General features: G+C 62.6%; 18 protein-coding genes. 13 read left to right on the forward strand and 5 right to left on the reverse strand.

Translation table 11 applies throughout. The features are described 5' to 3' along the window. On the reverse strand, window positions 1-260 hold a 260-nt coding region (locus L288_RS0121975), incomplete at its 3' end, for a biotin/lipoyl-containing protein (protein WP_031304663.1). A gap of 3 nt (window positions 261-263) precedes the next feature. Then, window positions 264-2,618, reverse strand: coding sequence for a transketolase (locus tag L288_RS36910; protein ID WP_031304664.1), 2,355 nt, complete (start codon window positions 2,616-2,618; stop codon window positions 264-266). Window positions 2,619-2,748: 130 nt separating this feature from the next. Here L288_RS36910 and L288_RS0121980 point away from each other — a divergent pair, with 130 nt between their 5' ends. Then, complete coding sequence (locus L288_RS0121980) at window positions 2,749-3,237, forward strand: Lrp/AsnC family transcriptional regulator (RefSeq protein ID WP_031304665.1); 489 nt, start codon at window positions 2,749-2,751, stop codon at window positions 3,235-3,237. Between the two features lie 23 nt (window positions 3,238-3,260). Here the strand turns inward: L288_RS0121980 and L288_RS36915 are convergent, their stop codons facing one another. The 3 genes from L288_RS36915 to L288_RS36925 all read right to left on the reverse strand — a co-directional run bounded on the left by L288_RS36915 (window position 3,261) and on the right by L288_RS36925 (window position 5,908). Beyond that, window positions 3,261-3,572 carry a putative quinol monooxygenase gene (locus L288_RS36915; protein WP_021239163.1) on the reverse strand — a complete coding sequence of 104 codons (312 nt, stop codon included), beginning with the start codon at window positions 3,570-3,572 and terminating at the stop codon, window positions 3,261-3,263. A 54-nt stretch (window positions 3,573-3,626) separates the two neighbouring features. Next, complete coding sequence (locus L288_RS36920; protein ID WP_021239164.1) at window positions 3,627-4,757, reverse strand: FAD-dependent monooxygenase; 1,131 nt, start codon at window positions 4,755-4,757, stop codon at window positions 3,627-3,629. Window positions 4,758-4,846: 89 nt separating this feature from the next. Next, entirely contained in the window at window positions 4,847-5,908 is a 1,062-nt protein-coding gene (locus L288_RS36925; protein ID WP_021239165.1) for a VOC family protein, read from the reverse strand. A gap of 376 nt (window positions 5,909-6,284) precedes the next feature. Here L288_RS36925 and L288_RS36930 point away from each other — a divergent pair, with 376 nt between their 5' ends. The 12 genes from L288_RS36930 to L288_RS36980 all read left to right on the forward strand — a co-directional run bounded on the left by L288_RS36930 (window position 6,285) and on the right by L288_RS36980 (window position 23,282). Continuing rightward, the gene (locus L288_RS36930) at window positions 6,285-7,340 is read left to right on the forward strand and encodes a Rieske 2Fe-2S domain-containing protein (RefSeq protein WP_021239166.1); all 1,056 of its coding nucleotides are present in this window, start codon (window positions 6,285-6,287) and stop codon (window positions 7,338-7,340) included. 582 nt (window positions 7,341-7,922) lie between these two features. After that, window positions 7,923-9,998 carry a TonB-dependent receptor gene (locus tag L288_RS36935; RefSeq protein WP_161625672.1) on the forward strand — a complete coding sequence of 692 codons (2,076 nt, stop codon included), beginning with the start codon at window positions 7,923-7,925 and terminating at the stop codon, window positions 9,996-9,998. A gap of 143 nt (window positions 9,999-10,141) precedes the next feature. Then, window positions 10,142-10,657 carry a winged helix-turn-helix transcriptional regulator gene (locus L288_RS0121985; RefSeq protein WP_021239168.1) on the forward strand — a complete coding sequence of 172 codons (516 nt, stop codon included), beginning with the start codon at window positions 10,142-10,144 and terminating at the stop codon, window positions 10,655-10,657. A 155-nt stretch (window positions 10,658-10,812) separates the two neighbouring features. Beyond that, the gene (locus L288_RS36940; protein WP_021239169.1) at window positions 10,813-12,246 is read left to right on the forward strand and encodes an APC family permease; all 1,434 of its coding nucleotides are present in this window, start codon (window positions 10,813-10,815) and stop codon (window positions 12,244-12,246) included. Window positions 12,247-12,271: 25 nt separating this feature from the next. Next, window positions 12,272-13,996 (forward strand): amidohydrolase, encoded by a 1,725-nt coding sequence (locus tag L288_RS36945; protein ID WP_021239170.1) that lies wholly within the window; start codon window positions 12,272-12,274, stop codon window positions 13,994-13,996. A 162-nt stretch (window positions 13,997-14,158) separates the two neighbouring features. Then, a complete protein-coding gene (locus L288_RS36950) occupies window positions 14,159-14,857 on the forward strand; it encodes a helix-turn-helix transcriptional regulator (protein ID WP_021239171.1) in 699 nt (232 codons plus the stop codon). A 102-nt stretch (window positions 14,858-14,959) separates the two neighbouring features. Then, window positions 14,960-16,255, forward strand: a complete 1,296-nt coding sequence (locus L288_RS36955) for an aspartate aminotransferase family protein (protein ID WP_031304668.1) — start codon at window positions 14,960-14,962, stop codon at window positions 16,253-16,255. Further along, window positions 16,248-17,303 carry a phosphotransferase enzyme family protein gene (locus L288_RS36960; protein ID WP_021239174.1) on the forward strand — a complete coding sequence of 352 codons (1,056 nt, stop codon included), beginning with the start codon at window positions 16,248-16,250 and terminating at the stop codon, window positions 17,301-17,303. Before L288_RS36955 ends, L288_RS36960 begins: the two co-directional genes overlap by 8 nt. Window positions 17,304-17,374: 71 nt before the next feature. Continuing rightward, window positions 17,375-19,750, forward strand: a complete 2,376-nt coding sequence (locus L288_RS36965) for a TonB-dependent receptor (RefSeq protein ID WP_084465952.1) — start codon at window positions 17,375-17,377, stop codon at window positions 19,748-19,750. Between the two features lie 89 nt (window positions 19,751-19,839). Further along, window positions 19,840-21,540 (forward strand): amidohydrolase, encoded by a 1,701-nt coding sequence (locus tag L288_RS36970; RefSeq protein WP_021239176.1) that lies wholly within the window; start codon window positions 19,840-19,842, stop codon window positions 21,538-21,540. 61 nt (window positions 21,541-21,601) lie between these two features. Further along, entirely contained in the window at window positions 21,602-22,909 is a 1,308-nt protein-coding gene (locus L288_RS36975) for an NAD(P)/FAD-dependent oxidoreductase (protein ID WP_021239177.1), read from the forward strand. Window positions 22,910-22,925: 16 nt separating this feature from the next. Further along, window positions 22,926-23,282 (forward strand): cupin domain-containing protein, encoded by a 357-nt coding sequence (locus L288_RS36980; RefSeq protein WP_021239178.1) that lies wholly within the window; start codon window positions 22,926-22,928, stop codon window positions 23,280-23,282. Window positions 23,283-23,287 lie beyond the last annotated feature (5 nt).

The raw sequence follows: 23,287 nt of genomic DNA on the forward strand, positions 1-23,287 counted from the left end.
GCTTCCGCCATCCCGCTCTCCGCATCGGTGATCCGCGCGATGACGGTGCCGACCGCGACTTCGTCCGTCCCTTCCGGCACCAGCAGCGTGACGACGCGCCCCTCGTCCACGGCCTCGAACTCCATCGTCGCCTTGTCCGTCTCGATCTCGGCGATCAGGTCGCCCGCCTTGATCAGGTCGCCTTCCTTGACCAGCCATTTGGCCAATGTCCCCTGTTCCATCGTGGGCGACAGGGCTGGCATTTTCACATCGATCGTCATGGCTCAGTCTCCCAGGAACAGGTCTGCGGCGGCTTCAATGACGGCTTGCGCGTCGAGCCGGTAGGTGCGGTAGAGGTCGGGCAGGTCGCCCGTCTGGCCGAAACGGTCGTTGCCAAGCGGACTCACCCGGTGGCCACGCACCGCGCCCAGCCAGGACAATGTGGATGGAGCGCCGTCGATGATCGTCACCAGCCCCGCATCGGGCGAAAGCGCCGACAGCAGTGTTTCGACATGGCTCGGCCCGGCCGGAGCCCCCTTCCACCGCGCAGCCCGCGCCGCCGACCAGTCGCGGTGCAGAAGATCGGGCGAGGTGATGTTGAGGATGCCCAGGCCCGGCAGGTCCTCGGCCAGCTGCTCGGCCGCGTCCAGCACTTCAGGGGCGATCGCGCCGGTGAAGGCGATCGCCGCATCGCTGCTGCCCGATGGCGCGCGCAGCCAATAGCCGCCCTTCAGCATGCCGCCGATCCAGCCGTCATCCTGCCGCTGATGCTGCCGGATCGATCGCGTGGTGAGGCGCAGATAGACCGAGCCGCCGTCCGGGTCCTGCATATGCTGGAAGGACCAGCGCATGAGATGCGTCAACTCATCGACAAAGGCAGGCTCGAAATAGGTGAGGCCCGGCTGGCCCATGCCGATCAGCGGCGAATTGATCGACTGGTGCGCGCCTCCCTCCGGCCCCAGCGTCACGCCGGACGGCGTCGCCACCAGCAGAAAGCGGGCATCCTGATAGCAGCCATAGTTCAGCGCATCGAGCCCGCGCGCGATGAACGGGTCATAGACGGTGCCGACCGGCAGCAGCCTGCTGCCGAACAGGGGCGCGGCCAGGCCCAGCGCGGCGAGCATCAGGAACAGGTTGTTTTCGGCAATGCCAAGCTCGATATGCTGGCCAGCGACATGGCCGGCCCATTTCTGCGCCGACGGGATCTTGGCCCCGGCAAAGACGTCCTTCAACTCCTGCCGCCGGAACAATCCGCGCTGGTTCACGAACCCGCCCAAATTGGTGGAAACGGTGACGTCGGGCGATGTCGTCACGATGCGGTCGGCCAGCGGATGGCCGGATTTCGACAGGTCGAGCAGAATGCGGCCAAAGGCGGCCTGGGTCGATTGCTCCTCACCATCGGGAACAGGAAGGCTTTCGGGCACGGCGATGGTTTCTGCGCGGGGCCGATCCGGCTGGCGCGCCAGCGGGCTGTTCGCGACGAAATCCCTAAGCGCCGTCGCGGCATTTTCGCCAAGGCCGCCATAGGGCGCCCATTCCTCCCCCTCCGCTATGCCCAGGCTGTCGCGCAGGCCGTGCATCTGCGTCGGGTTCATCAGGCCCGCATGATTATCCTTGTGCCCCGCGAACGGCAGGCCGAAACCTTTGACCGTATAGGCGATGAACAGCGTCGGCCGATCGTCCTGCGCCTGATCGAAGGCCTCGACCAGGGTTTCCATGCAATGGCCGCCCAGATTGGTCATCAATGCGGCGAGCGCGTCGTCGTCAAAGCTGTCGAGCAGTTTGGCGACGTGCGGCTTGCCGCCGATATCCGCCGTCAGCCGCGCCCGCCATGCAGCGCCGCCCTGATAGGTCAGGGCCGCGAATTCGGCATTGGGGCAATTGTCGATCCACTGCTCCAGGCTCTTGCCGCCCGGCCGCTTGAACGCCGCGCGCTGGCGCTTGCCATGCTTGAGCGTGACGACGCGCCAGCCGCAGGTTTCGAAGATGTCGTCGAAGCGGCGGAACATCCGGTCGGCGGTCGTGCTGTCCAGCGACTGGCGGTTATAATCGACGATCCACCAGCAATTGCGGATGTCGTGCTTATATCCCTCGATCAGGCATTCGTAGATATTGCCTTCGTCCAGTTCCGCGTCGCCCATCAGCGCGATCATGCGGCCCGCATCCTGTTCCGCCATCTGGCCATGCGCGATCAGATAATCCTGCACCAGGCTGGCGAAGGCGGTGATGGCGACGCCCAGACCCACCGATCCGGTGGAAAAGTCCACGGGAATCTGGTCCTTCGTCCGCGATGGATAGGATTGCACGCCGCCCAGCCCGCGGAAGCGCTGCAACTGGTCGAGCGTCTGATTGCCCAGCAGATAATGGATGGCGTGCAGCACAGGCCCGGCATGCGGCTTGACCGCCACCTTGTCCTGCGGGCGCAGGGCATGGAAATAGAGCGCCGCCATGATCGCGGTCATGGACGCGCAGCTCGCCTGATGACCGCCGACCTTCAACCCGTCCCGGCTCTCACGGATATGGTTCGCATTGTGAATGGTCCAGGCCGACAGCCAGCGCAGTCTGGTATCGAGCAGTTCCAATGAAGAAATCCGGTCCGAAGCCTCATCAGACGCCGATGGAATTGAAGATGTTTGCATGCTGGACATGATGCTCGTCCTCCTTGCCGCCGGACTACACGAAAAGGCGAGACAGGTCCGTGCGATCTATGCCAATATGGAAGACGTTAAAGCAATATTCTGCCGTCACATGAATTATCAGAGGCCAAATATGCCAAATATCATCGACGACATAGATGCGCGCATTCTTGATCAGATTCAGTCGGACGGCCGTATCACCAACCAGGAGCTTGCCGACCGGGTTGGCCTCTCGCCAAGCCCCTGTCTGCGGCGGGTCAGGCATCTGGAATCCGCTGGCGTGATCAGCGGCTATGTCGCGCTGGTCGATCCGGGTACGATCGGGCTGGAAGTCACCGCCTTCGTGCGGGTGCGGCTCAAGGAGCAGGGCGACCGGCACCTTGCAATGTTCGAGGGCGCGGTCGTGCACCTTCCCGAAGTGATGGAATGCTATTTGATGACGGGGGAGAGCGACTATCAGCTGCGTGTCGTCGTCGGATCGCTGGAGGAATTCGAAACCTTCCTGCGGCACAAGCTGACCCCGATCGAGGCCGTTGCCGAGGTTACGTCCAGCTTCGCGCTTCGGCCTGTCGTCTATAAGACGGCGCTGCCCGTCCGCGCGCGGCGGACGGGCGAGCGGTAGCGGCGGGAATCAAGCAGGCCGGGTCACGCCTCTTTCAGGCGCATGACCTGCGGCGGCCCGGACAGAAGGCCTTCCAGCTTTTTCGCCATGGACTGGAATGCCGGGCTTTCGAAATGCTCCTGCAAAGCCTCTGCATTGCGCCATTTCTCTATGATCACGATACGCGCGGGATCATCAAGGTCGGCGAGCGCCTGATATTGATCGCATCCCTCCTCCCGCCGGAAGGTGGGGATGGTCTCCGACAGGATCTGCCATACCGCGTCCGTGTGGGCCGGTATCGTCTGCAAAATGGCGACCACGGGCAGGGCCGTGCCGATATCCTCGAAAGATCCCATATTCCTGTCCTTCTTCTCAGGCGGCAAACCGCCCGTCCGTTTAACAAGGTCCGGTCAATAAGGCTGTCTGGCGATGTCCATCAGCGCCATGTTGGTGTGGAACTGATCGACGATGGGAACGCCGGCGCGCTCCATGCGGTTGAGGTCGAGGCTGAGGTCCATCACACGCCGGCAACGCGGGTAGCGGCGGTCGCAATAAGCGTTCAGCCGTTCGTCCAGATCGCCCGGAGCGCAAATCTGCTCGGCCAGGATGACGGCATCCTCGGTCGCCAGACCAGCGCCATAGCCCGAATGCGGGGTCGTGCCATGGCAGGCGTCGCCCAGAAGGACGACGCGGCCCGAATGCCACGGCTGGGGCAGCATCACCATTTCCAGCGGCCGGTAATTGATTGAGGTGCTTTCGTCGATGGACGTGGCGAGCGAAGACACCTGATCGCAATAGCCGCTCATCAATTCCGCGAGGAGCCGCGGCCAGTCCTCAGGTTCGCGCCACTGATTTTCGGTCATCGGTTCAAGGATGAACAAATACATATGAGTCTTCGAAACGGGATTGAATCCCAGTTTCTGGCTGGCGTCCAGGAACAGCCAGGTCGTTTCCATTTCGGCGGGCCGGGGGAAGACAGCGCGCCAGGCGCCCATATGGACGAAAGCCGCACCCGGCGCGTCAGGGAAGATCAGCTTGCGCATCTGGGAATGCAGGCCATCGGCGCCCACCACCAGATCATAGCGCCCCACGGAACCGTCGCTGAAAGTGACGGTGACGCCATCCTTGTCCTGATCAAGGGTATTGACCGTCAGCCCCAGGCGCACATTGGTGCCAAGCGCGCGGGTGCGTTCGGCCAGGATCTGGTGAAGGACGGGGCGCATGATCGCGCCGCCCGCCATGATGTCGCCGGGTTCCGGCACATAAGCGGGCCTGTCCTCGATGATGTTCCCCCATCGGTCATGCAGGCGCACCCCGCCATGCACACTGCCCAGGCGGCGCACATCTTCCTCTATTCCGATTTCGCTGAAAACCCGCAGCGTCGCGCCATTGAGCGTCAGCCCCGCGCCCGCCGCGCGCCATTGCGGGTCACGTTCGGCCAGATCAACGTCAAGCCCCTTGCTCCGCAGCAGGATCGCAAGGGCCATGCCGCCGATGCCGCCGCCCACGATCAGGACTTTCCGAATAACCTCTCCAACCATTTCCTGCTCCTTTCGCGCACGCCCTGGCGCATGCGCGTCATTATTCTGCTATGCCGTCACTATCCCCGCGATCGCCTGCCGCCGCAACGTCAATTGGACTGTGCTTCCATCTCTCGCGGCGCCAGCGGCCTTGGCTTCATTCCATCGGGGCCGGTGCCGTCCCGATAGGGTTCGAAAGATGCCTGGTCGGGGTCGAAGGTCATGTCCCAACTGGTCACCGCCTCGGTAAAGGCGGCCGGGCGCGCATTGGCCCACATGAGGGAGCCGAACCGGTAGTCCCAGGCGCGCGGCACCCAATTGTCGTCCAGATAATCCGTGTCGGCATGATATTCCGCTTCGCCGCCAGCGGGGCATTTGACATAATAATAGATGGCCGAACTGATGCGATGGCGGGATATGCCGCCCGTCTTTTCATCGGCCGTCTTCTGCCAGCCCTGCTTTTCCATGATGTTCGCGCCGATCATCACCTCGTCAATGTCGTCCACGCCAAATGCGGTATGCAGGAACCCGTGCCCGCCGGGCGCGAAGGGCATGCGCGCATTGACCCAGAAGATGGAATGATGCTCATAAGTGCCATCGGCCCGTGCGAAGATGCCGATCCCCTTGGAATGGTCCGAATAGCGGAAGTTCAGGCAATCCCGGTAGAATTCGAACGATTCCACATAGTTGTCGGTATAGAATACGACATGGTTGATCGTCTTGGGAATGGCGCGCATCCGCCATTGCCGGTGCTGGTTCAGCCGGACGATATTGCCGGGCGTATTGACGGGATCGGCCACCGAAAGCACGGGACGCTTCGCCCATACCCGCAATCCCAGATACTGGCCATCGGGCGCCTGGAAAAAAGCCGACCCATCGGCTTCCCGCCGCACCGGCACCCGGCGCTCGACTCGCTTGACCAGCTGTTCAAGATTGTCCTGCGTATCGACGCCCCAGACGGTCAGCCGCACCCCGTCCCCTTCGAAATTGCGGGGCGGCAGCGCCGGATCGTCCGCATGCAGCAGGATGACCTTCGAACCCGACAACACCTCAAAACTTACGCGATCGTCAGCCTGGCCGGTCAGTTTGAGGCCGAAATCCTGCCAGAAGCGCGTGCATTCCGCCATGTCGCTGACGCCGTAGATAATCGTTTCAATGCCCAGAATCGCCATAGCGGCACTCCTCTCAACTCCACGCCCGCGGCACGATGCGTCGGGCAACGCGGCGGCCAGCGGTCCTATTCCAACGTGGAATGATAGCGGAAAGGCGGATGGTCAAATCGGCATTTGGTGCAATTGCTATTGGAATCACCGATAGGTCATGTCCTCCATTATAAGACGCGCGCAAGCTGATGCCCCGTCCACATCCGGGCAGATCGCGAGCAATTTATACGTACCTTCGGGTGCGTTCTTACGGTGAGCGCCCGACGGCGCTATCCTGCGCGGGTGAGAGCGGGAGGATAACTGCGGGCGGACCGGCCGCTGCGCTGTTCGACAGCAGCAGGCAGAGTCATCACGGCGGCTCTCGCACATTTTGAGGAGAGCGAATATGTACCCGTTTCAGGGCGAAAAGAGCTTTGTAGCCAACCGCTGGTATGTCGCGGCGGTCAGTGACGAGATCACGAGAACCCCGATCGAACGGACGCTGCTGGACCTGCCCGTGCTTCTATACCGGGCGGAGGACGGAAGTCCCGTGGCGATGTATGGCCTGTGCCCCCACCGCTATTTTCCGCTGGTGAAAGGTCAGCTTGTCGGCGACGCCATTCAGTGCGGATATCACGGCTTCACCTTCGACAAGAGCGGGAAATGCGTCTTCATCCCGACCCAGAATAGCGGTTCGGGATATACGCAGCGTACCTTTCCGGTCGTGGAGAAAGCGCCCTTCGTCTGGATCTGGATGGGCGATGCCGAACTGGCCGACGAAAGCCTGATCGTCGATTACGCCGCCATCGGTTTGAGCCAGCCCGGCTGGACGCATCCGCGCCCGATCCATTTGCATCTGAAGGGCCGGTATCAACTGCTGATCGACAATCTCATGGACCTGACCCATGTCGCTTTCATCCACAAGCAGATCGGCGGATCGGAAGCCTTCGCCAATGCCAAGGTGATCTACGAGGAAGCCGATGGCTGCTTCAAGGCGACGCGCCCGTTGGCGATGCCATGGACGAGCTACCATGATTTCCTTTACGGGCCGGAAGCGCGTTTCGAAGGCATGTCCCAAACCGAATCCCGCACCGTCTTCTTCGGCCCGGAATATATTACCACGTCAGGACCGGTGACCGTGTCGATCGAAGGATATGACACGGTGCCCGAAGGGCTTGGCCGCCTGTTCTTCCACCATGTCATCACGCCCGAAACAGAACATAGCACCCATTATTTCGGCACGACATCCCGCGAATTCCGCCTCGACGATCCGGCCCTTGACGAGATGCTGCGCGAAGCCGACCTGGATGTCCGCACCCAGGACGTAGAGGCGATCGACGCCATCGAAGCACGGCTGGAAAAGGCCGCTGCGCGCGAACGGGAACTGCTGGTCCGCAGCGACACGGCAGCGGTGAAGGTGCGTGGCATCATACAGGCGATGCTGGACCGCGAGGCGGCCTGATCCGCCACAAGTTCCCGCCGCGGTTCCGCCGGGGTGATCCTGCGGAACCGCGGCGGGAACGCGATGCGCGCCATATACTGTAACTTATAAGTCATAGTTATCGGGCGCGTCCCGCCTATCACCGCAACCGATGGCCTCAATCCAAAATTACGATTGGCCTCGCGCAGGTTGCGAGCCTTATCATGCACATAGTCTACAACGAGGGTGAGAGGAGCGCGCGGGAACCGGCTTTCCGCATGAAGGCGATTCATTCGCATTTTGTCTTGCGCCGCTTGTTCGCTGGTTCTCGGCCAGCGTCCGGAATGCTTGTGCACAACTGAAAATTGAGAGCCTGATTCACCGGGAGGATTGCAATCTTCCCGGACAGGGCGAGCGCGTCCGCGATGCCCGAAACGATATTCAGCGGCTGATGATCGGCCGTAGAACCCTAGGGAGGATATTTTGAAACTTCTTCATCTCAGTCTGTTGGGAGCATCGCTGCCAGTTCTATCGGTCTCTTCCGCAACCTTGGCCCAAACGGCTCCTGACAGCGCCGCCGCTCCAGAAAGCCAAAGCGCTGATTCCGGGCTGGAAGACATCATCGTGACGGCGCAGCGCCGCAGCGAGAATATCCAGCGCGTCCCGATCGCGATCACGGCGGTGACGGCCGACACGATCCAGTCGATGGGCGTGCGCGGCACGCAGGACCTGAGTTCCATATCGCCCGGCCTCTATTTCGGCACCCAGATCGGCAATGCATCGCCCTTCATTCGCGGCGTCGGGACCTTTGCGGTCAGTGCCGGTCAGGAAAGCGCCGTGTCCGTCTATGTTGACGGTGTCTATATCGCGTCTCAATCCGGTTCGGTGTTCGCCCTCAACAATATCGAGCGTGTCGAAATCCTGAAAGGTCCGCAGGGAACATTGTTCGGCCGCAATGCGACCGGCGGCCTTATCCAGGTCATCACCAAAGATCCAAGCCACGACACGCAGGTGCAAGGCACGATCGGCTATGGCAACTATGATACGACCGAAGCGAAAATCTATGCCAGCACCGGCCTGACCGACACGATCGCCGTGGACTTTGCCGGTTCCTACACGCATCAGGGCGACGGCTGGGGCAAGAATGTCGTGACCGGGCGGGACGTCAACAAGCGTCCGCACGATCTTTCTCTGCGGTCGAAACTGCTCTTTACGCCGGGACCCGACACCCGCATCACGCTCAGCGGCGATTATTCCTATAATCGCGGCGACGTCGGGGTCACCACCCGCGTTCGCGAAGGCGCCATTGCGGCAAATGGATATCGCTTCACCGGCGGATTCTGGGATTCGGCCAGCGACATTACTCCTGTGCTCAGAAATGAGGCGTGGGGGGCAAGCCTGAAGGTCGAACAGACTTTTGACTTCGCCAAGCTGGTCAGCATCAGCGCCTTCCGCAAATCGGAAGCAAAGCAGTTTCTGGACTTCGACGCGACGCCTTCGCCATTTCTCACCATCTCCCTGAACCCGCGTGAGCGGCAATTCTCGCAGGAATTGCAGCTCCAATCGCCGGAATCCAGCGCGATCAACTGGATCTTGGGCGCCTTCTATTATCATGGCAACAGCCGCTACTCACCGTTCGAACTGGGCCTTTACCCGGCTGCAAGCGGTGCGCCCGGGCTGATCTACGACCGAATCCTCGGTCATCAGGTTACGAATTCCTATGCCGCTTTCGCTCAGGCGACGGTGCCGATCGGCGAGTCCACGCGCGTCACCGCCGGTATCCGCTATACCAAGGATCATCGCCGGTTCGACGGGTCGGAACAGGAGATATTGACCTTCGCGCCGGTTTCTCCCCCCGCCACTGTCGCCGCGACGCAACGCGCCAGCGAAGGCAAGCCGACATGGCGGCTCTCCGTCGCGCATGACTTCGCGCCCGGCGTAATGGGCTATGCATCGTACAATCGCGGGTTCAAGAGCGGGGTCTTCAACCTGCAAGCGCCCGGATCGGACCCGATCAAGTCGGAAAAGATCGATGCCTATGAAGCAGGCGTGAAAATCGATGCGCTCGACCGGCATCTGCGGATCAACATTTCCGGCTTCTACAGCGACTATAAGAATATCCAGCTTCAGCGGAACGACGACAATGGCGTCTTGCAGTTGCTGAACGCGGCATCGGCCAAGATATATGGCGCCGACGTCGAAATCACCGCCATTCCCTTCGAAGGGCTGACGTTGCGTGGTGCTCTGGGTCTGCTGCATTCGCGCTATGGCGACTTCCCGGACGCGCGCCTCACCGTGCCCAATCGCGATCCGCTGACGGGCGCCCTGATCGGCGGCAACACGCAGACGACGTTCAACGCCAAGGGCAATCACACCGTTCAGTCTCCCGACTATACGGCGAATGTTTCCGCCTCCTATGAAACATCGCTTGGCGACGGGAAGCTGGCGGCGAATGCCAGCTACGTCCTTCAGGGCCGCACCTATGCGGAGGTCGATAACCGGACCTTCATTCCCGGAAACGGCCAGTTGTCGGCTGACCTCAGCTATACCTTGCCGGGCGATCATTACCGTGTCCGCGTGTGGGGCCGCAACCTCACCAAGGAAAAGGTCTACCAGCAACTGACGGAACAGGCCTTTGCTGACGGCGCCATCGCTCTTGCACCCAGGACCTATGGAGTCGCTTTCGACTTCACGTTCTAACCGTCCGCACGCTTGCAAAAGGGGGCTAGCGTAGCGGAAGAGACGTGTCAGGCAGGAACGATCCCAAACGGTCGTGCTTGCCTGACACGGCTTTTCGGATCAGCTTGGGCCGGATAGTGCCCGCTGACCTTGGAGGCAAATAGATGGCGCGCCGGACGCCCCCGCAATCCGCTTCGCGTGGGAAGGACCATCTCGTCGAGGAATTGCACGCCGCGCTTGTCACCGACGATCCGCAGCGCGCCGCCCTTCTCGACGCGATCCTCAAGGTCGTCGTGGATCATGGGCTGGGGCCGGAATCGCCTCCGGTAGAGATAATGCAACTGCTGGGCGACAAATGGTCGTCGCTGATCCTGACCCTGCTGGGCACGGGACCATTCAGGCCCTCGGAACTTCGGCGGGTCGTCAATCTGATATCCCGCCTCGGCAATTCGACGCCCATTTCCCAGCGCGTGCTGACGGTCAAGCTTCGTTCCTATGAACGTCTGGGCTTCATACAGCGCACCGCATGGCCCACCATGCCGCCGCGTACGGATTACCGGCTGACTCCCCTCGGGCGGGATCTGGTCAACACCATCGCTGGAATCGTGGACTGGTCCTTATCTCACAAGGATGAAATCACCGCCGCCATTCACGCCTATGACCATGCGGGCGCGGATTAGCCGGACAAGAGGGATGCAGGAAGCCGCGAAGAACTGCGTATTGGCGCAACCGCGCGTCTTTACTTCCGCGCCTGCTACGAAAGTTTAATTTTTGCGGCTTGATTTCCCGCTAGCCTCGTTTCCAACAGTGCGGCCGATGCACAAGGGGGACGGGAATGAACGATATGGCGACTGCTTCTCTCCAGAAAGATTCGACTGGAGCGGGACATATCGTCTTCTTCGTGATCGCGGCGGCCGCGCCGCTGACCGCTGTCGTGGGCGCGACCCCGGCCGCGTTCGCCTTTGGCAACGGCGCTGGCCTGCCGGGCACCTTCATCGTCGCGGGCCTCATCTACCTGCTGTTCGGCGCATCCTTCACCATGATGACGCGGATGTGCGGATCGGCCGGGGGCTTTTACGGCTATATCGGGCATAGCCTTGGCTGGGCGACGGGCGTCGGGGGGGCATTCGTCGCTATCGTCGCCTATACCGCCATACAGACGGCGATATACGGCCTGTTCAGCTATTTCGTCGCCGCCAAGCTGATGTTGATCGGGCTGGACGTGCCATGGTGGGGCGTGGCGATCGCCTGCGTCGGCCTCGTCCACTGGTGCGGCGCGCGGGATATCGCTTTCAGCGGGCGGCTGCTGGGCGTGCTGATGCTGGGCGAAGTGCTGGTCCTGCTGGCGCTGGACATCGCGATATTGGCCCACACCGGGCGCGAGGGGCTGGAATTTTCCAGCTTCACGCCCGGCGCGGTCGGCGCTTCGGGCATCGGCATATCGCTCGTCTTCGTGATCGCATCCTATGTGGGGTTCGAAGCGACCACCATTTTCAGCGAAGAAGCCCGCGACCCGGCCCGGACCATCCCGCGGGCCACCTACATCGCCGTGCTGTTCATCACCCTGTTCTACGCGCTGTCGACCTGGGCCATGGTCCAGTTCCACGGCGCGGCGCATATCGGCGACGCCGCCCGCGCCAATCCGGGCGAACTGTACTTCGCCGCATCGCGCCTGCTGCTGGGCGGCTGGCCGACGCTGGCGATGGAGACATTGCTGCTGACCAGCCTGTTCGCATCGCAGCTTGCCTTTCACAACACGATCACGCGCTATCTGTTCGCCCTCGCGCGGGACGGCCTGATCTTCAGGGCGTTCGCACGCACCCATCCCCGCTTCCGTTCGCCCCATGTCGCGAGCATGGCGCAGAGCCTGAGCGCGATCGTCCTGATCCTCATCTTCGCGGTGATCGGCGCTGACCCCTATGCGATCGTCTTTTCGTGGATGAGCGCCTTTGCGACGATCGGCATACTGGCGGTGCAGTGCCTCGTCGCGGTGGCCGTGCTGCGCGCCTGCTCGCATAACAGCGCTGAGTTCAGCTTCGGCCGCCGCATCCTGGCGCCTATATTGAGCGGCGTGGGCCTCGCCCTCTGCCTGCTATTGGTCATCGCCAACCTGCCGCTTCTGGCCGGGTCGGATTCCCTCATCGTCCGCACCTTCCCCGTCATCTCGCTGGGCGTCGGCATCATGGGGGCGATGCTGGCGCTGCGCCTGCGCCGCCTGCGCCCCGACCGCTATGCCAGCCTTGCCCGATCGCTCGAAACCATCAGCTGATATGTGATTTACGGGAGACCAGTAGATGCGTGATGTCCGTGCCGCCGCCCTGTTGCTGCTGACTGTTTCAGCGCCAGCAGCAGCCCAGTTCACCGGCCCCGGCGAGCCGCTGGCTCCGGCAATAGCCTCCGTCGCCGTGGAAAATGCCCATATCCGCACGCCTGCGGGATGGGCCACGCACATGGCGATCGCCAATGGCGTGATCATCGCGATCGGCGACGAAGCGGCGATCCGCCCCCATATCGGCCCGGAAACCAAACATATCGCTGGCGCGGGAAGGACGATCGTGCCGGGCCTTCACGACATGCATGTCCACCCGATGGGCGCGGGTCAGAATGCCATGGCCTGCGCCATTCCGCAGGGCGCGCCCCCCGCCAAGGTGCTGGCTGTCGTAAAGGAATGCGCCGCCCGCAAGGCGCCGGGCCAATGGCTGACCGGCAACGGATATGATCCCTCCTCCTTCGGCAAGACGCTGCCGCACAAGTCGATGCTGGACAAGATCGCGCCGGACCGGCCGGTATTGCTGTTCGACATCAGCGGCCACAGCACATGGGCCAATTCGAACGCGCTCAAGCTCGCGGGGATCGACCGGAACACGCCCAACCCGCCCGGCGGCATCATCGAGCGGGACGCCAAGGGCGAACCCACCGGCATATTGCGCGAGCGCGCTTCCGCCATGGCGTGGACGAAAATTCCCGCCCCCACGCGGGAGGAGAACCGGCGCGCGCTCGACTGGGCGCTGTCGCAACTCGCCTCGCTCGGCGTGACCAGCATCGATGACGCCGGGCTGGGCCAGAAAGGCGCGCTGGCCTACGCCGATCTGGCGGATGCCGGGCGGCTGAAGCTCAGGGTACGCGGCTGCATCATGGCCACCGATCCCGATGCGATCGCGGTGCGCAACCTCTATCAGCGGGATCGCTTCCGCCCCGATTGCGTGAAGATCTTCCTCGATGGCGTCCCCACCGACGCCCATACGGCGGCGATGGTCGAGCCCTATTATTCTCCTGCGGGGCATGGCCCCCACACGGATGACGGGCGCGAAAAGGGGCTGCTCATGATCCCGCAGCCGGAAATCAACGCCATGGTCGCCAAATATGACGCCATGGGCCTGACCGTCAAATTCCACGCCGCGGGCGATGCAGCCGTGCGCGCCGGCCTCAATGCGATCGCCAATGCCCGTCAGGTGAACGGCTTCACCGGCCAGATGCACAATGTCGGCCATTCCAGCTTCGTCCAGATGGACGACATCGCGCGCGCCAAATCCGTCGCCGCGACATTCGAATTTTCGCCCTATATCTGGTCGCCCTCGCCCATCACCGACAATATCCGCCATGCCATCGACGAAAAGCGCATGGAGCGGTGGATTCCCATCAAGGACGCGCTGAACGCTGGCGTTCAGGCCGTGCCCGGATCGGACTGGCCGGTGACGCCCAGCGCCAATCCCTGGCTGGCGATGGAAACCATGGTGACGCGGCAGGCGCCCGGCGGCAAAGGCCCGATGCTGGGCGGCGATGAGCGCATCACGCTTGATCAGGCCTTCGCCATGTTCACCATGGCGTCTGCCCGCAACCAGAATGAAGCGATGCGGAACGGATCGCTGGAAACCGGAAAGCAGGCCGATTTCCTGATCCTTGACCGCGACATCTTTTCAGTCCCCGTTACGACCGTGCACGATACGCGCGTGCTGGCGACCTTCATCGGGGGCGAGCAGGTCTATGACGCGGCCCAGCCAGCGCCCGCGCAACCTTGAGAAGTTGCGGAGCGCCCCCCTCCGCCACCCTATTTCATGCCTGTTTCAGTCCCGTGTCATTCTTGTTGAAAAAGCGGTGCATTGAAGTCAATCTCCCCGAAAGTCCGGGCCGGCAGGAAAACGCATTGATCCCTGTCAATTCGGGCCATCGGGGAGACACTAATGCAGCAAGCGCAGGACTCTACGTTCAATGCCGCGGCGATTTTCACCGACGTGACGCATGCTTTCCGCAGCTTACTGCCCTGGGACGGGGCATGTTTCTATCTGGTGGATGATCAGGGCGGCACCTTCGCGCATTATCTGGTGCAATTGCCGACCGAACAGTTGAAATTGTACCGGAGCAAGCTGGCGTCGCATGATCCGCTAAGTCCCGCGCGCTTCAACGACAGCGATCGCAATGTAATTACTTTGGAGTCGGCGCAGCACGACTTCGATTCGGGTCTCTATGTGAACGCCTTCCTCAATGCATACGAATTGCCGCATGAGGTCGAACTCTTCTTCCGCGACTCGCAGGACAGGATCATTGCGGGCATGGGGCTGTTCCGCACGGCGCGCAGCGGGCGCTTCCGGGTGCAGGACGTCGACCTGCTCAATCGCGTGCATCCGCTGGCCGAATGCTCCTTCCGCTTCCTCGACCACAAGGCGCGGCGCAAGCCCTGCCTGCGCGAATCCTATGAACTGACCCGCCGCGAGGCGGAGGTGGTGGCCCATGTTCAGGCGGGCCACAGCAACCGCAGCGTGGCGCGCCTGCTCGGCATCAAGGAAGCGACCGTCAAGGCGCACCTGTTCAACGCCTATGAAAAAATCGGCGTTTCATCCCGGACCGAACTTCTTTCCCGGATACATTTGCTGGGGCACTGACTTCGCCCGTGCCCGCAGTCTGATACTGATCTAAGACCTTAGTTGAATTCTTTCCCGGCGCGCGCGGCATAGCCTGTCCGCACCAATCGCGGGGGAAGTTTTTTGACGTTAGAGAATGATCTTCTTGAGCGGCGTTACCGCACCCTGGGGCGCAGTTCGCCCCTCTTCTACGACCGGCCGCTTCATCTGGTGCGTGGCGAGGGTGCGTGGGTCTGGGACAATGAAGGCCAGCGCTATCTCGACGCCTATAATAATGTGCCCCATGTCGGCCATTGCCACCCGCATGTGGTGGACGCGCTGTGCCGTCAGGCGTCGCGCCTCAACATCCACACCCGCTATCTGCATGGTTCGATCGTCGCCTATGCCGAACGCCTGCTCGCCACGGTCGACGCCCCGCTGTCCCGCACATTATTCTGCTGCACCGGCACGGAGGCCAATGAACTGGCGCTGAGGATCGCGCGCACCGCGACCGGCGGCACCGGCATCATCGTGACCGATTACAGCTATCATGGCAATTCGCAGGCTCTGGCGGAAGTCACCACCGGCTTGCCCGTATCGGAACCCTTCGCCGCGCACGCCCGCGCCATAACGCTGCCCGATCCCTATCATAGAGCGCCCGGCATGTCCGCTGAGGATCATGTTGCCGCGCATGTCGATCAATTCCGGCAGATGCTCGCATCTTTCCACGACAATGGCGTGAAGCCAGCGGCCTTGTTGTTCGACACGATCTTTTCGACCGAAGGACTGATCGACGTGCCCGTCGACTATGTCCGGCAAATCGTCGACCTGACGCGAGAGGCCGGAGCACTTGTCATCGCCGATGAAGTCCAGCCCGGTTTCGGCCGCATGGGCGATCACTTCTGGGGCTATAAACGCTACGGGATTATTCCCGACATCGTGACTCTGGGCAAGCCGATGGGCAACGGCCATCCGGTCTCGGCGGTCATCACGCGGCCGGACCTTGCCGATCCGTTCGGCGAGCAATCGCTCTATTTCAACACCTTCGCCGGAAATCCCGTCTCTGCGGAGGTCGCGGCGGCAGTGCTCGACGTCATCGAACAGGAAGGCCTGATCGACCGCGCTGCGGTGACCGGCAACCATTTGAAGGACGGTCTGCGGCATCTGGCCGGACGCCATGCCGCGATCGGCGACGTGCGGGGGCGCGGCCTCTTCACGGCGATCGAACTGGTGGCCGACCGGGAAAGCAAGGCGCCCCATCCCGCCGCCGGGGCGATCGTCAACGCCATGCGGGACGAAGGCGTGCTGATGAGCCGCACCGGCCCTGCGAACAATGTTCTTAAAATCCGGCCGCCTCTGGCGTTCGGTATAGACGAAGCGGAGGTTCTGCTCACCGCTCTTGATGCGGTCCTCACCCGGATGGGCCATCGCAATGTCTGATCGCGCGCCGTCCGTCATGGATGACCAGACGCGCATGCTGGCCGGAATCGCGGCCGAAGCCTTGCGTCATTGGGCGGGGGAGTTTGGCGAACCCAGCCTCATCAAATTTCGCGAAAATGCTGTCTTTTCCGTGCGCAATTCACAGGATCAGGCATTTGCGCTGCGCATCCACCGGCCCGGCTATCACAGCGCGCAGGCGCTGGATTCGGAACTGGCATGGATGAACGCGCTGGCGGCGAGCGGCCTTCATGTGCCGCATCCCCAGGCCTCCCTGACCGGCCATTACAGCGTCGCCTTCCAGACGCCCGATGCGCGGGAAACCCGTTATGCCGACCTGCTCGAATGGCTGGACGGCGAAACGCTGAGCGCCATAGAGGATCAGCCCGATTCCGACGAAGCACGGGTGGCCGGGCTCTACCGGAACCTTGGCGAAACGGCGGGCCGCCTGCATGAACATGGCGCGTCATGGTCGCCGCCCGCCGGTTTTCACCGCCATCATTGGGATGCCGAAGGGCTGACCGGCGACGCGCCGATCTGGGGACCCTTCTGGGACCTGGAATGGCTTTCCAGGGCCGAAGCCGCCCTGATCAGGGAAGCGCGCGCGGTTCTGGCGGAAGATCTGGGCAACATGCCCCGCGATCCGTCCTGCTATGGCCTGATCCACGCCGATCTTCTGTCCGACAATGTGGTGGTGCAGGGGTCCGACATCCGTCTGATCGACTTTGATGACGCCGGATGGGGCTGGCATATGTTCGAACTGGCGACGGCGCTGCATTTCCAGATCGGCAATCGTTCGTTCGAAGCCAAGCGTGACGCGCTGTTCACCGGCTATCGCAGCACGCGGGATGTTCCCGGCAATTTCGAGGAGCAGCTGCCGCTGTTCCTGCTCGCCCGCAGCGTGACCTATCTCGGCTGGGTGGCGACGCGGCAGGAAACCGAAACGGCGCGCCAGCAGACGCGGTCGCTGATCGAACGCTGCTGCGACATAGCGCAGACTTATCTGGCCCAGCGCCGCACGCATCATTTTCTAACTGGACAGAGACGATAACCAACTAATTATCAAAAATAACAAGATTACACGCAGGAAGAACACAACAATATTAGAAGAGGGACAATAATATGACCAACAAACCTTTATGGTGGAAGCTGACATCTTGCACATGCCTGATGCCAGTCGCCCTTTCCACGTCCGTGGCCTTCGCCCAGGGCGGCGCTGCGGCGCAGGATCAGGCTGGCGGGGACGGCGGCGAGATTATCGTCACCGCGACCAGGCAGGAAGTGACCCTGTCCAAGGTGCCTTTGAGCGTCGCCGCCTTCAATCAGGAAACTCTGGACCGCCAGGGTTCCCGTTCCGTCGACGACATCGCGCGCCTGACGCCCGGCGTTACCTTCTCGCGCGGCGACGCCCGCAATTCCGGCGCCGCCAACATCTCGATCCGCGGCATTTCGTCGACGGCGGGCTCGGCGACCACCGGCATCTATATCGACGACACGCCGATCCAGACGCGCTCGCTGGGCTATGGCTCCTTCTCCAGCTTTCCCGCCGTGTTCGACCTTGATCGCGTCGAAATCCTGCGCGGTCCCCAGGGCACCTTGTTCGGTGCGGGATCGGAAGGCGGCACCGTCCGCTTCCTGACGCCGCAACCGGACCTGGACGACTTCAAAATCTATGGCCGCGCGGAACTGGCGACGACCAAGAGCGGCGCGCCTAGCTATGAAATCGGCGCGGCGGCCAGCGCGCCCCTCGTCCCCGGCAAGCTGGCGGCGCGGGTCAGCGCCTATTACCGGCGCGACGGCGGCTATATCGACCGGGTCGATTATCGCACCGGAGACGTTCTGGACAAGAATTCCAACAGCCAGGGCACAGTGGTGTTCCAGGGCGCCATAGCCTGGCAGGCGACGGAACAGTTGAAGATCACCCCGTCTGTCTTCTTTCAGCGCGTAAATAACGACGACGGCAACGCCTATTGGGAAAATCTGTCGGACCGCAGCGACAACGACTATCGCAACGGCAACGCGCTGGCGAACACCAATCATGACAGGTTCATCCTGCCCGCGCTGAAACTGGACTGGGAAGGCGACAAGGTCGCGCTGATCTCCAACACATCCTATTTCAGCCGTGACCAGTCCTCGGTCAGCGACTATTCCAGTTTCGAAGCGTCGATCTGGGCCGGAAACCCCTTCTTCCCGCCGGAGATGGCGGCCGCATCCACCTTCACCAACACGCAGCGCAACTTCACGCAGGAAGTCCGGCTGCAATCGGCGGACCCGGATTCCCGCCTGACCTGGGTCGTCGGCGGCTTCTATTCGCATAACCGTCAGGAAGCGATCCAATATGTGGAGGACACCTATCTCCCGACCCTGATCCAGCAGAATATCGGCATCAGCTTCGAACAGTTCTTCGGCCAGCCGCTGGTGGACGGGCGCTATACGTCCGTCATGGACAAGGCGGTGACCATTGAAAAGCAACTTGCCGCCTTTGGCCAGGTCGACTTCGCCGTCACTCCGAAACTGAAACTGACCGTTGGCCTGCGCTATGCCAAGGCCAAGCTGGACGCATCTGCCAGCTTCGTCGGCCCCGTCATCGGCCCGCCCGTCAACGACCAGGGCGGCCAGAAGGAAAAGCCGCTCACCCCGAAATTCGGCCTTTCCTATCAGGCGAGCGAGGATACGCTGGTCTACGCCAACGCCGCGAAGGGCTACCGCATCGGCGGCTATAATTTCGCGGTCGGCCTTCCCTGCGGCGTTTCGTCCACCGGCACGCCGGTTCCGGGCACGGAACTTGGCGCGCTTGGCCTGACGAACCGGCCCGCCTTCTTCGATTCAGACAGCGTCTGGAGCTATGAAGCAGGCGCCAAGAGCAAGTTCCTCAATCGCAAGCTTTCCGTCGAAGCCAGCGCCTTCTGGATCGACTGGAAGAATATCCAGCAGACCGTGGCGCTGAACGGGTGCGGCTTCAACTTCACGGACAATCTGGGATCGGCCACCAGCAAGGGCTTCGACGTCCAGTTCCAGCTGGCGGCGACGGACAACCTGACCATTGGCGGGTCGGTCGGCTACACCAAGGCGAAGTTCAACGACACGGTCCTCGCCGGGCCAAGCGCCACGCGAAACCTGGTGACCGAAGGCGACCTGATCGACCTTCACCCGTGGCAGGTCTATCTGAATGCGCAGTACCGGTTCGACCTGATGGGCCAGCAGGCCTATATCCGGGGCGATTACCAGTATCTGAGCGCGCTCAAGGGAGAGACGGTCAACCTCAACCCGCTGAACGGCACCGCCGATCTCACCATCCCGGCCCAGCAGGAGGTGAACAACCTGTCGCTAAGGGCGGGCCTGTCCTTCGACGGTTTCGACCTGTCGGTGTTCGCGAACAATGTCACCAACGGCAGCGCGACCCTCGCCAGGTCGCATGATCCGGGCACCACGCTGTTCTTCCGCCGGGTGACGCAGCGGCCCCGCACTCTCGGCGTCACCGCCACATTCCGCTACTGACCTGTCATTCCGGGCGCTGGCATGTGCCGGCGTCCGGTTCCCTTGCCGGAGTTCCCTTCACGATGCAGCGCAAATATTCACGGACACGGATGATCGCGGCCCTGCTGGCCCTGTCCCTTCCCAGCATGGCCCAGGCCCAGTTCGGGGCGGAAGCACCGCCCCCGCCCCTTGCCGCCGACCTCATATTGAAGAACGGCCATGTCTGGACGCCGCAGGGCTGGGCAAAGGATGTAGTCATTTCCAAAGGCGTGATCATCGCGGTCGGGGACGGCGCAGCGGCGAAGGCCGCTCCCGGCGGCAAGGTCATCGACCTCAAGGGCAAGACGGTGCTGCCCGGCCTCCACGACCTGCATGTGCATCCCATGTCCGCTGGCCTGTCGGAACTGCAATGCCAGATCGAACCCACCAGCACGATGAAGCAGGCGCTGGACGCCGTTGCCGGATGCGTGAAGGGCAAGGCGCCGGGCGACTGGATCGTCGGCCGCGCCTATGAACCGGCGGCGCTGGGCGAAACGCCTTCCAAGGGCCTGCTCGACCGCATCGCGCCCAACAACCCGGTATTGTTGACCGATGTCAGCATCCACAGCAGCTGGGCGAACAGCGCCGCGCTGAAGCTCGCCGGGATCACGCGCGACACGCCCAACCCGGAAGGCGGCATCATCGAACGCGACGCGAAGGGCGAGCCTACCGGCGTGCTGCGCGAAGCGGCCGCCAATCTCGTGCGGGTCAAGATTCCGCCGAGCAGCCGGGCCGTCAATGCAAAGGCGCTGCAATGGGCGCTGGACAAGATGCTGTTCTATGGCATCACCGGCTTTGAGGATGCGCTCGTCTCCCGCGGCGCCGCGCAGGCCTATGCCGATCTTGCCGACGCGGGCCAGCTCAAGCAGCATGTCAGGGCCTGCATGATCGCGGCCGATCAACAGCTCATCGCCCTGCGCCAGGTCTATGCGCGGCAACGCTTCGACCCCGGCTGCGTCAAGATATTGACGGACGGCGTGCCGACCGATGGCCATACGGCGGCCATGCTGGAGGATTATGTTCCCCATGCCGGGCCGCATGCCGACGCCGATCCCGCCCGCGCGAAGGGCCTGCTCCTGATACCCCCGGCCACGCTGAAGGCGGATGTCGTCCGCTATGATGGCATGGGCCTTGTGGTGAAGATGCACGCCGCGGGCGACGCCGCCGTCAGGGAAAGCCTGGACGCCATTCAGGCGGCGCGGGAAGCCCATGGCTTTTCGGGCCTTCAGCATGAGGTCGCCCATGCCAGCTTCGTCGCGCCCGACGACCTGAAACGCGCCAGGGCAATCGGCGCGACGCTGGAATTTTCGCCCTATATCTGGTCGCCCTCCCCCATCGTCGACAACATCGTCACCGCCGTGGGCGATCAGCGCATGAAACGCTGGATTCCCATCCGCGAGGCGCTGGACGCCGGAGTCTTCACGGTCGCGGGATCCGACTGGAACGTCATCCCTTCGGTCAATCCCTGGGCCGCGATCGAAACGCTCGTCACCCGGCGCGCGCCCGGCGGCGGGGGCGAACCGGCAGGACCAGCCGAGGCGATCACCTTGAAGGAAGCGGTCCGCATCTTCACGATCGACGGCGCGCGGCAGCTTGGGCGCGGCGACGAGACGGGAACCATCGAAACGGGCAAGCGCGCGGATCTGGTGATCATCGACCGGGACATCTTCAACGTGCCCATCACCACCGTGCATGACACCCGCGTGCTCATGACGCTGATCGACGGGGAAGTCGCCTATCAGGCGCCCGGCAACGGTCTGACCGCCCAATGACCCGGACGGCGGCTCGCTGGTCGCGGGCCGCCGCTCCCCTCCCTTGCTGAAGAAGAACGCGATGCAAGATCCCATTCGCCGGCTCGATGCGCTCAACTACTACACCGCCACCCGCAAATATGACGACTCCTATCCCCGCCTGACGCAGGATCTGGACGCCGATGTCGTCGTGATCGGGGGCGGATTTTCCGGCATCAACACGGCGCTGGAACTGGCCGAACATGGCATCACCAACATCGTCGTGCTGGAAGGGCGGCATCTGGGCTATGGCGGCACCGGCCGCAACGGCGGACAGGTGATGGCTGGAATCGGCCACGACATCAATCTGGTCGCCCGCCATGTCGGGCCGGAAGGGATGAAGTCCCTTTTCCAGATCGCCAGCCTGGGCGCGGGCATATTGCGCGGCCGGGCGGAAAAATACGGCATCGATGCCGATGTCCATCGCGGCTATGGCTATCTCGCCACCAACGCGCGGCAGGAACGCACATTGCGCGCGTGGCAGGATGAATTCCGCGAAGCCGAGCCGGACGAAGACATAGAGTTGCTGACCGGACCGGCGGTGAAGGACGTCATCGGCTCCGGCGCTTATTGCGCCGTCCTGAAACATATGGGCGGCGGCCATGTCCATTCGCTGAACCTGCTGCTGGGCGAGGCGCGGGCGCTGACGGGCTACGGCGCGCGCATCTTCGAAAACAGCGAAGTGATCGAGGTCGAATATGGCGGCCGCATCCGCGTGCGCACGGGTTCGGGCAGCGTCACCGCGTCGAAGCTGCTCTGGGCCTGCGACAGTTTCCTGCGGCGGCTGGAGCCTTCGATCCACGCCAAGACCATCAACACCTATTCCTTCCAGATCGCGACCGATCCGCTGCCCGACGATCTGGTGGCCCGGATCAGCCCCATTCGCGGCGCGTACAGCGACATCGCGCCGGTCATCAACTATTTCCGGGTGACGGCGGAAAACAGGCTGCTGTTCGGCTCCGCGACCCGGTTCGTGGAATATTTCCCGCGCGACTATGCGGCATGGACACGCGCGCTGATGCTCCAGATATTCCCCTATCTGCGCGACACGGGAATAGCCTTTGCATGGGGCGGGCCGATGGCGTGCAGCGCCAACCTCTTCCCGCAGATCGGAACGCTGGAAGGCAGGCCCAACGCCTTCTTCGTTCAGGGCTATTCCGGTTTCGGCGTCACCCCTTCGCATATCGTGTGCAAGATACTGGCCGAAGGGATGAGCGAAGGATCGGCGCGATACGATCTCATGAGTTCCATCCCGCACATGCGCATATTGGGCCGCGACCGGCTGCGACCAGCGGTGATGTCCGCCGCCAAGACCTGGCACCAGATCACCGGCTATTTTCACGGCCGCTAAAGAAAGGAAGACTGTCATGCACAAGTTCCAGCCGAATGACGTGCCCGATCTCGACCCATGGGGCACGCTTGCGGACCTGGGTTCCGAAGTCCTCGAAGGCGAAGGACTTGCTTTCGGGAAAATGGTGGCGGGCACGCCCGGCGCGCCCCTCTCCTGCGCCTTCTTCGCAACGGGCAAGGGACGGTTCCGCATGACCTACCCGTTCAACGAACATGCCGTCGTGGTCGAAGGCAGCGCCACGCTGACCAACGAACTGACCGGCGAAGCCCAGACCTTCGCGCCCGGCGAGGCATGGTATGTGGAAAAGGGAACGCCCGTCCTGTGGGAAATCCACAGCGACCGCTTCACCAAAAACTACTGCGCCATCGCGTAAGGGGT

The sequence above is a fragment of the Sphingobium quisquiliarum P25 genome (assembly GCF_000445065.1).
In the GTDB taxonomy this organism is placed as follows: domain Bacteria; phylum Pseudomonadota; class Alphaproteobacteria; order Sphingomonadales; family Sphingomonadaceae; genus Sphingobium; species Sphingobium quisquiliarum.

Coding starts and splice junctions, on each gene's coding strand:
- L288_RS36910 (WP_031304664.1), bottom strand. CDS start 2,618: ATGCAAACATCTTCAATTCCATCGGCGTCTGATGAGGCTTCGGACCGG.
- L288_RS0121980 (WP_031304665.1), top strand. CDS start 2,749: ATGCCAAATATCATCGACGACATAGATGCGCGCATTCTTGATCAGATT.
- L288_RS36915 (WP_021239163.1), bottom strand. CDS start 3,572: ATGGGATCTTTCGAGGATATCGGCACGGCCCTGCCCGTGGTCGCCATT.
- L288_RS36920 (WP_021239164.1), bottom strand. CDS start 4,757: ATGGTTGGAGAGGTTATTCGGAAAGTCCTGATCGTGGGCGGCGGCATC.
- L288_RS36925 (WP_021239165.1), bottom strand. CDS start 5,908: ATGGCGATTCTGGGCATTGAAACGATTATCTACGGCGTCAGCGACATG.
- L288_RS36930 (WP_021239166.1), top strand. CDS start 6,285: ATGTACCCGTTTCAGGGCGAAAAGAGCTTTGTAGCCAACCGCTGGTAT.
- L288_RS0121985 (WP_021239168.1), top strand. CDS start 10,142: ATGGCGCGCCGGACGCCCCCGCAATCCGCTTCGCGTGGGAAGGACCAT.
- L288_RS36940 (WP_021239169.1), top strand. CDS start 10,813: ATGAACGATATGGCGACTGCTTCTCTCCAGAAAGATTCGACTGGAGCG.
- L288_RS36945 (WP_021239170.1), top strand. CDS start 12,272: ATGCGTGATGTCCGTGCCGCCGCCCTGTTGCTGCTGACTGTTTCAGCG.
- L288_RS36950 (WP_021239171.1), top strand. CDS start 14,159: ATGCAGCAAGCGCAGGACTCTACGTTCAATGCCGCGGCGATTTTCACC.
- L288_RS36960 (WP_021239174.1), top strand. CDS start 16,248: ATGTCTGATCGCGCGCCGTCCGTCATGGATGACCAGACGCGCATGCTG.
- L288_RS36965 (WP_084465952.1), top strand. CDS start 17,375: ATGACCAACAAACCTTTATGGTGGAAGCTGACATCTTGCACATGCCTG.
- L288_RS36970 (WP_021239176.1), top strand. CDS start 19,840: ATGATCGCGGCCCTGCTGGCCCTGTCCCTTCCCAGCATGGCCCAGGCC.
- L288_RS36975 (WP_021239177.1), top strand. CDS start 21,602: ATGCAAGATCCCATTCGCCGGCTCGATGCGCTCAACTACTACACCGCC.
- L288_RS36980 (WP_021239178.1), top strand. CDS start 22,926: ATGCACAAGTTCCAGCCGAATGACGTGCCCGATCTCGACCCATGGGGC.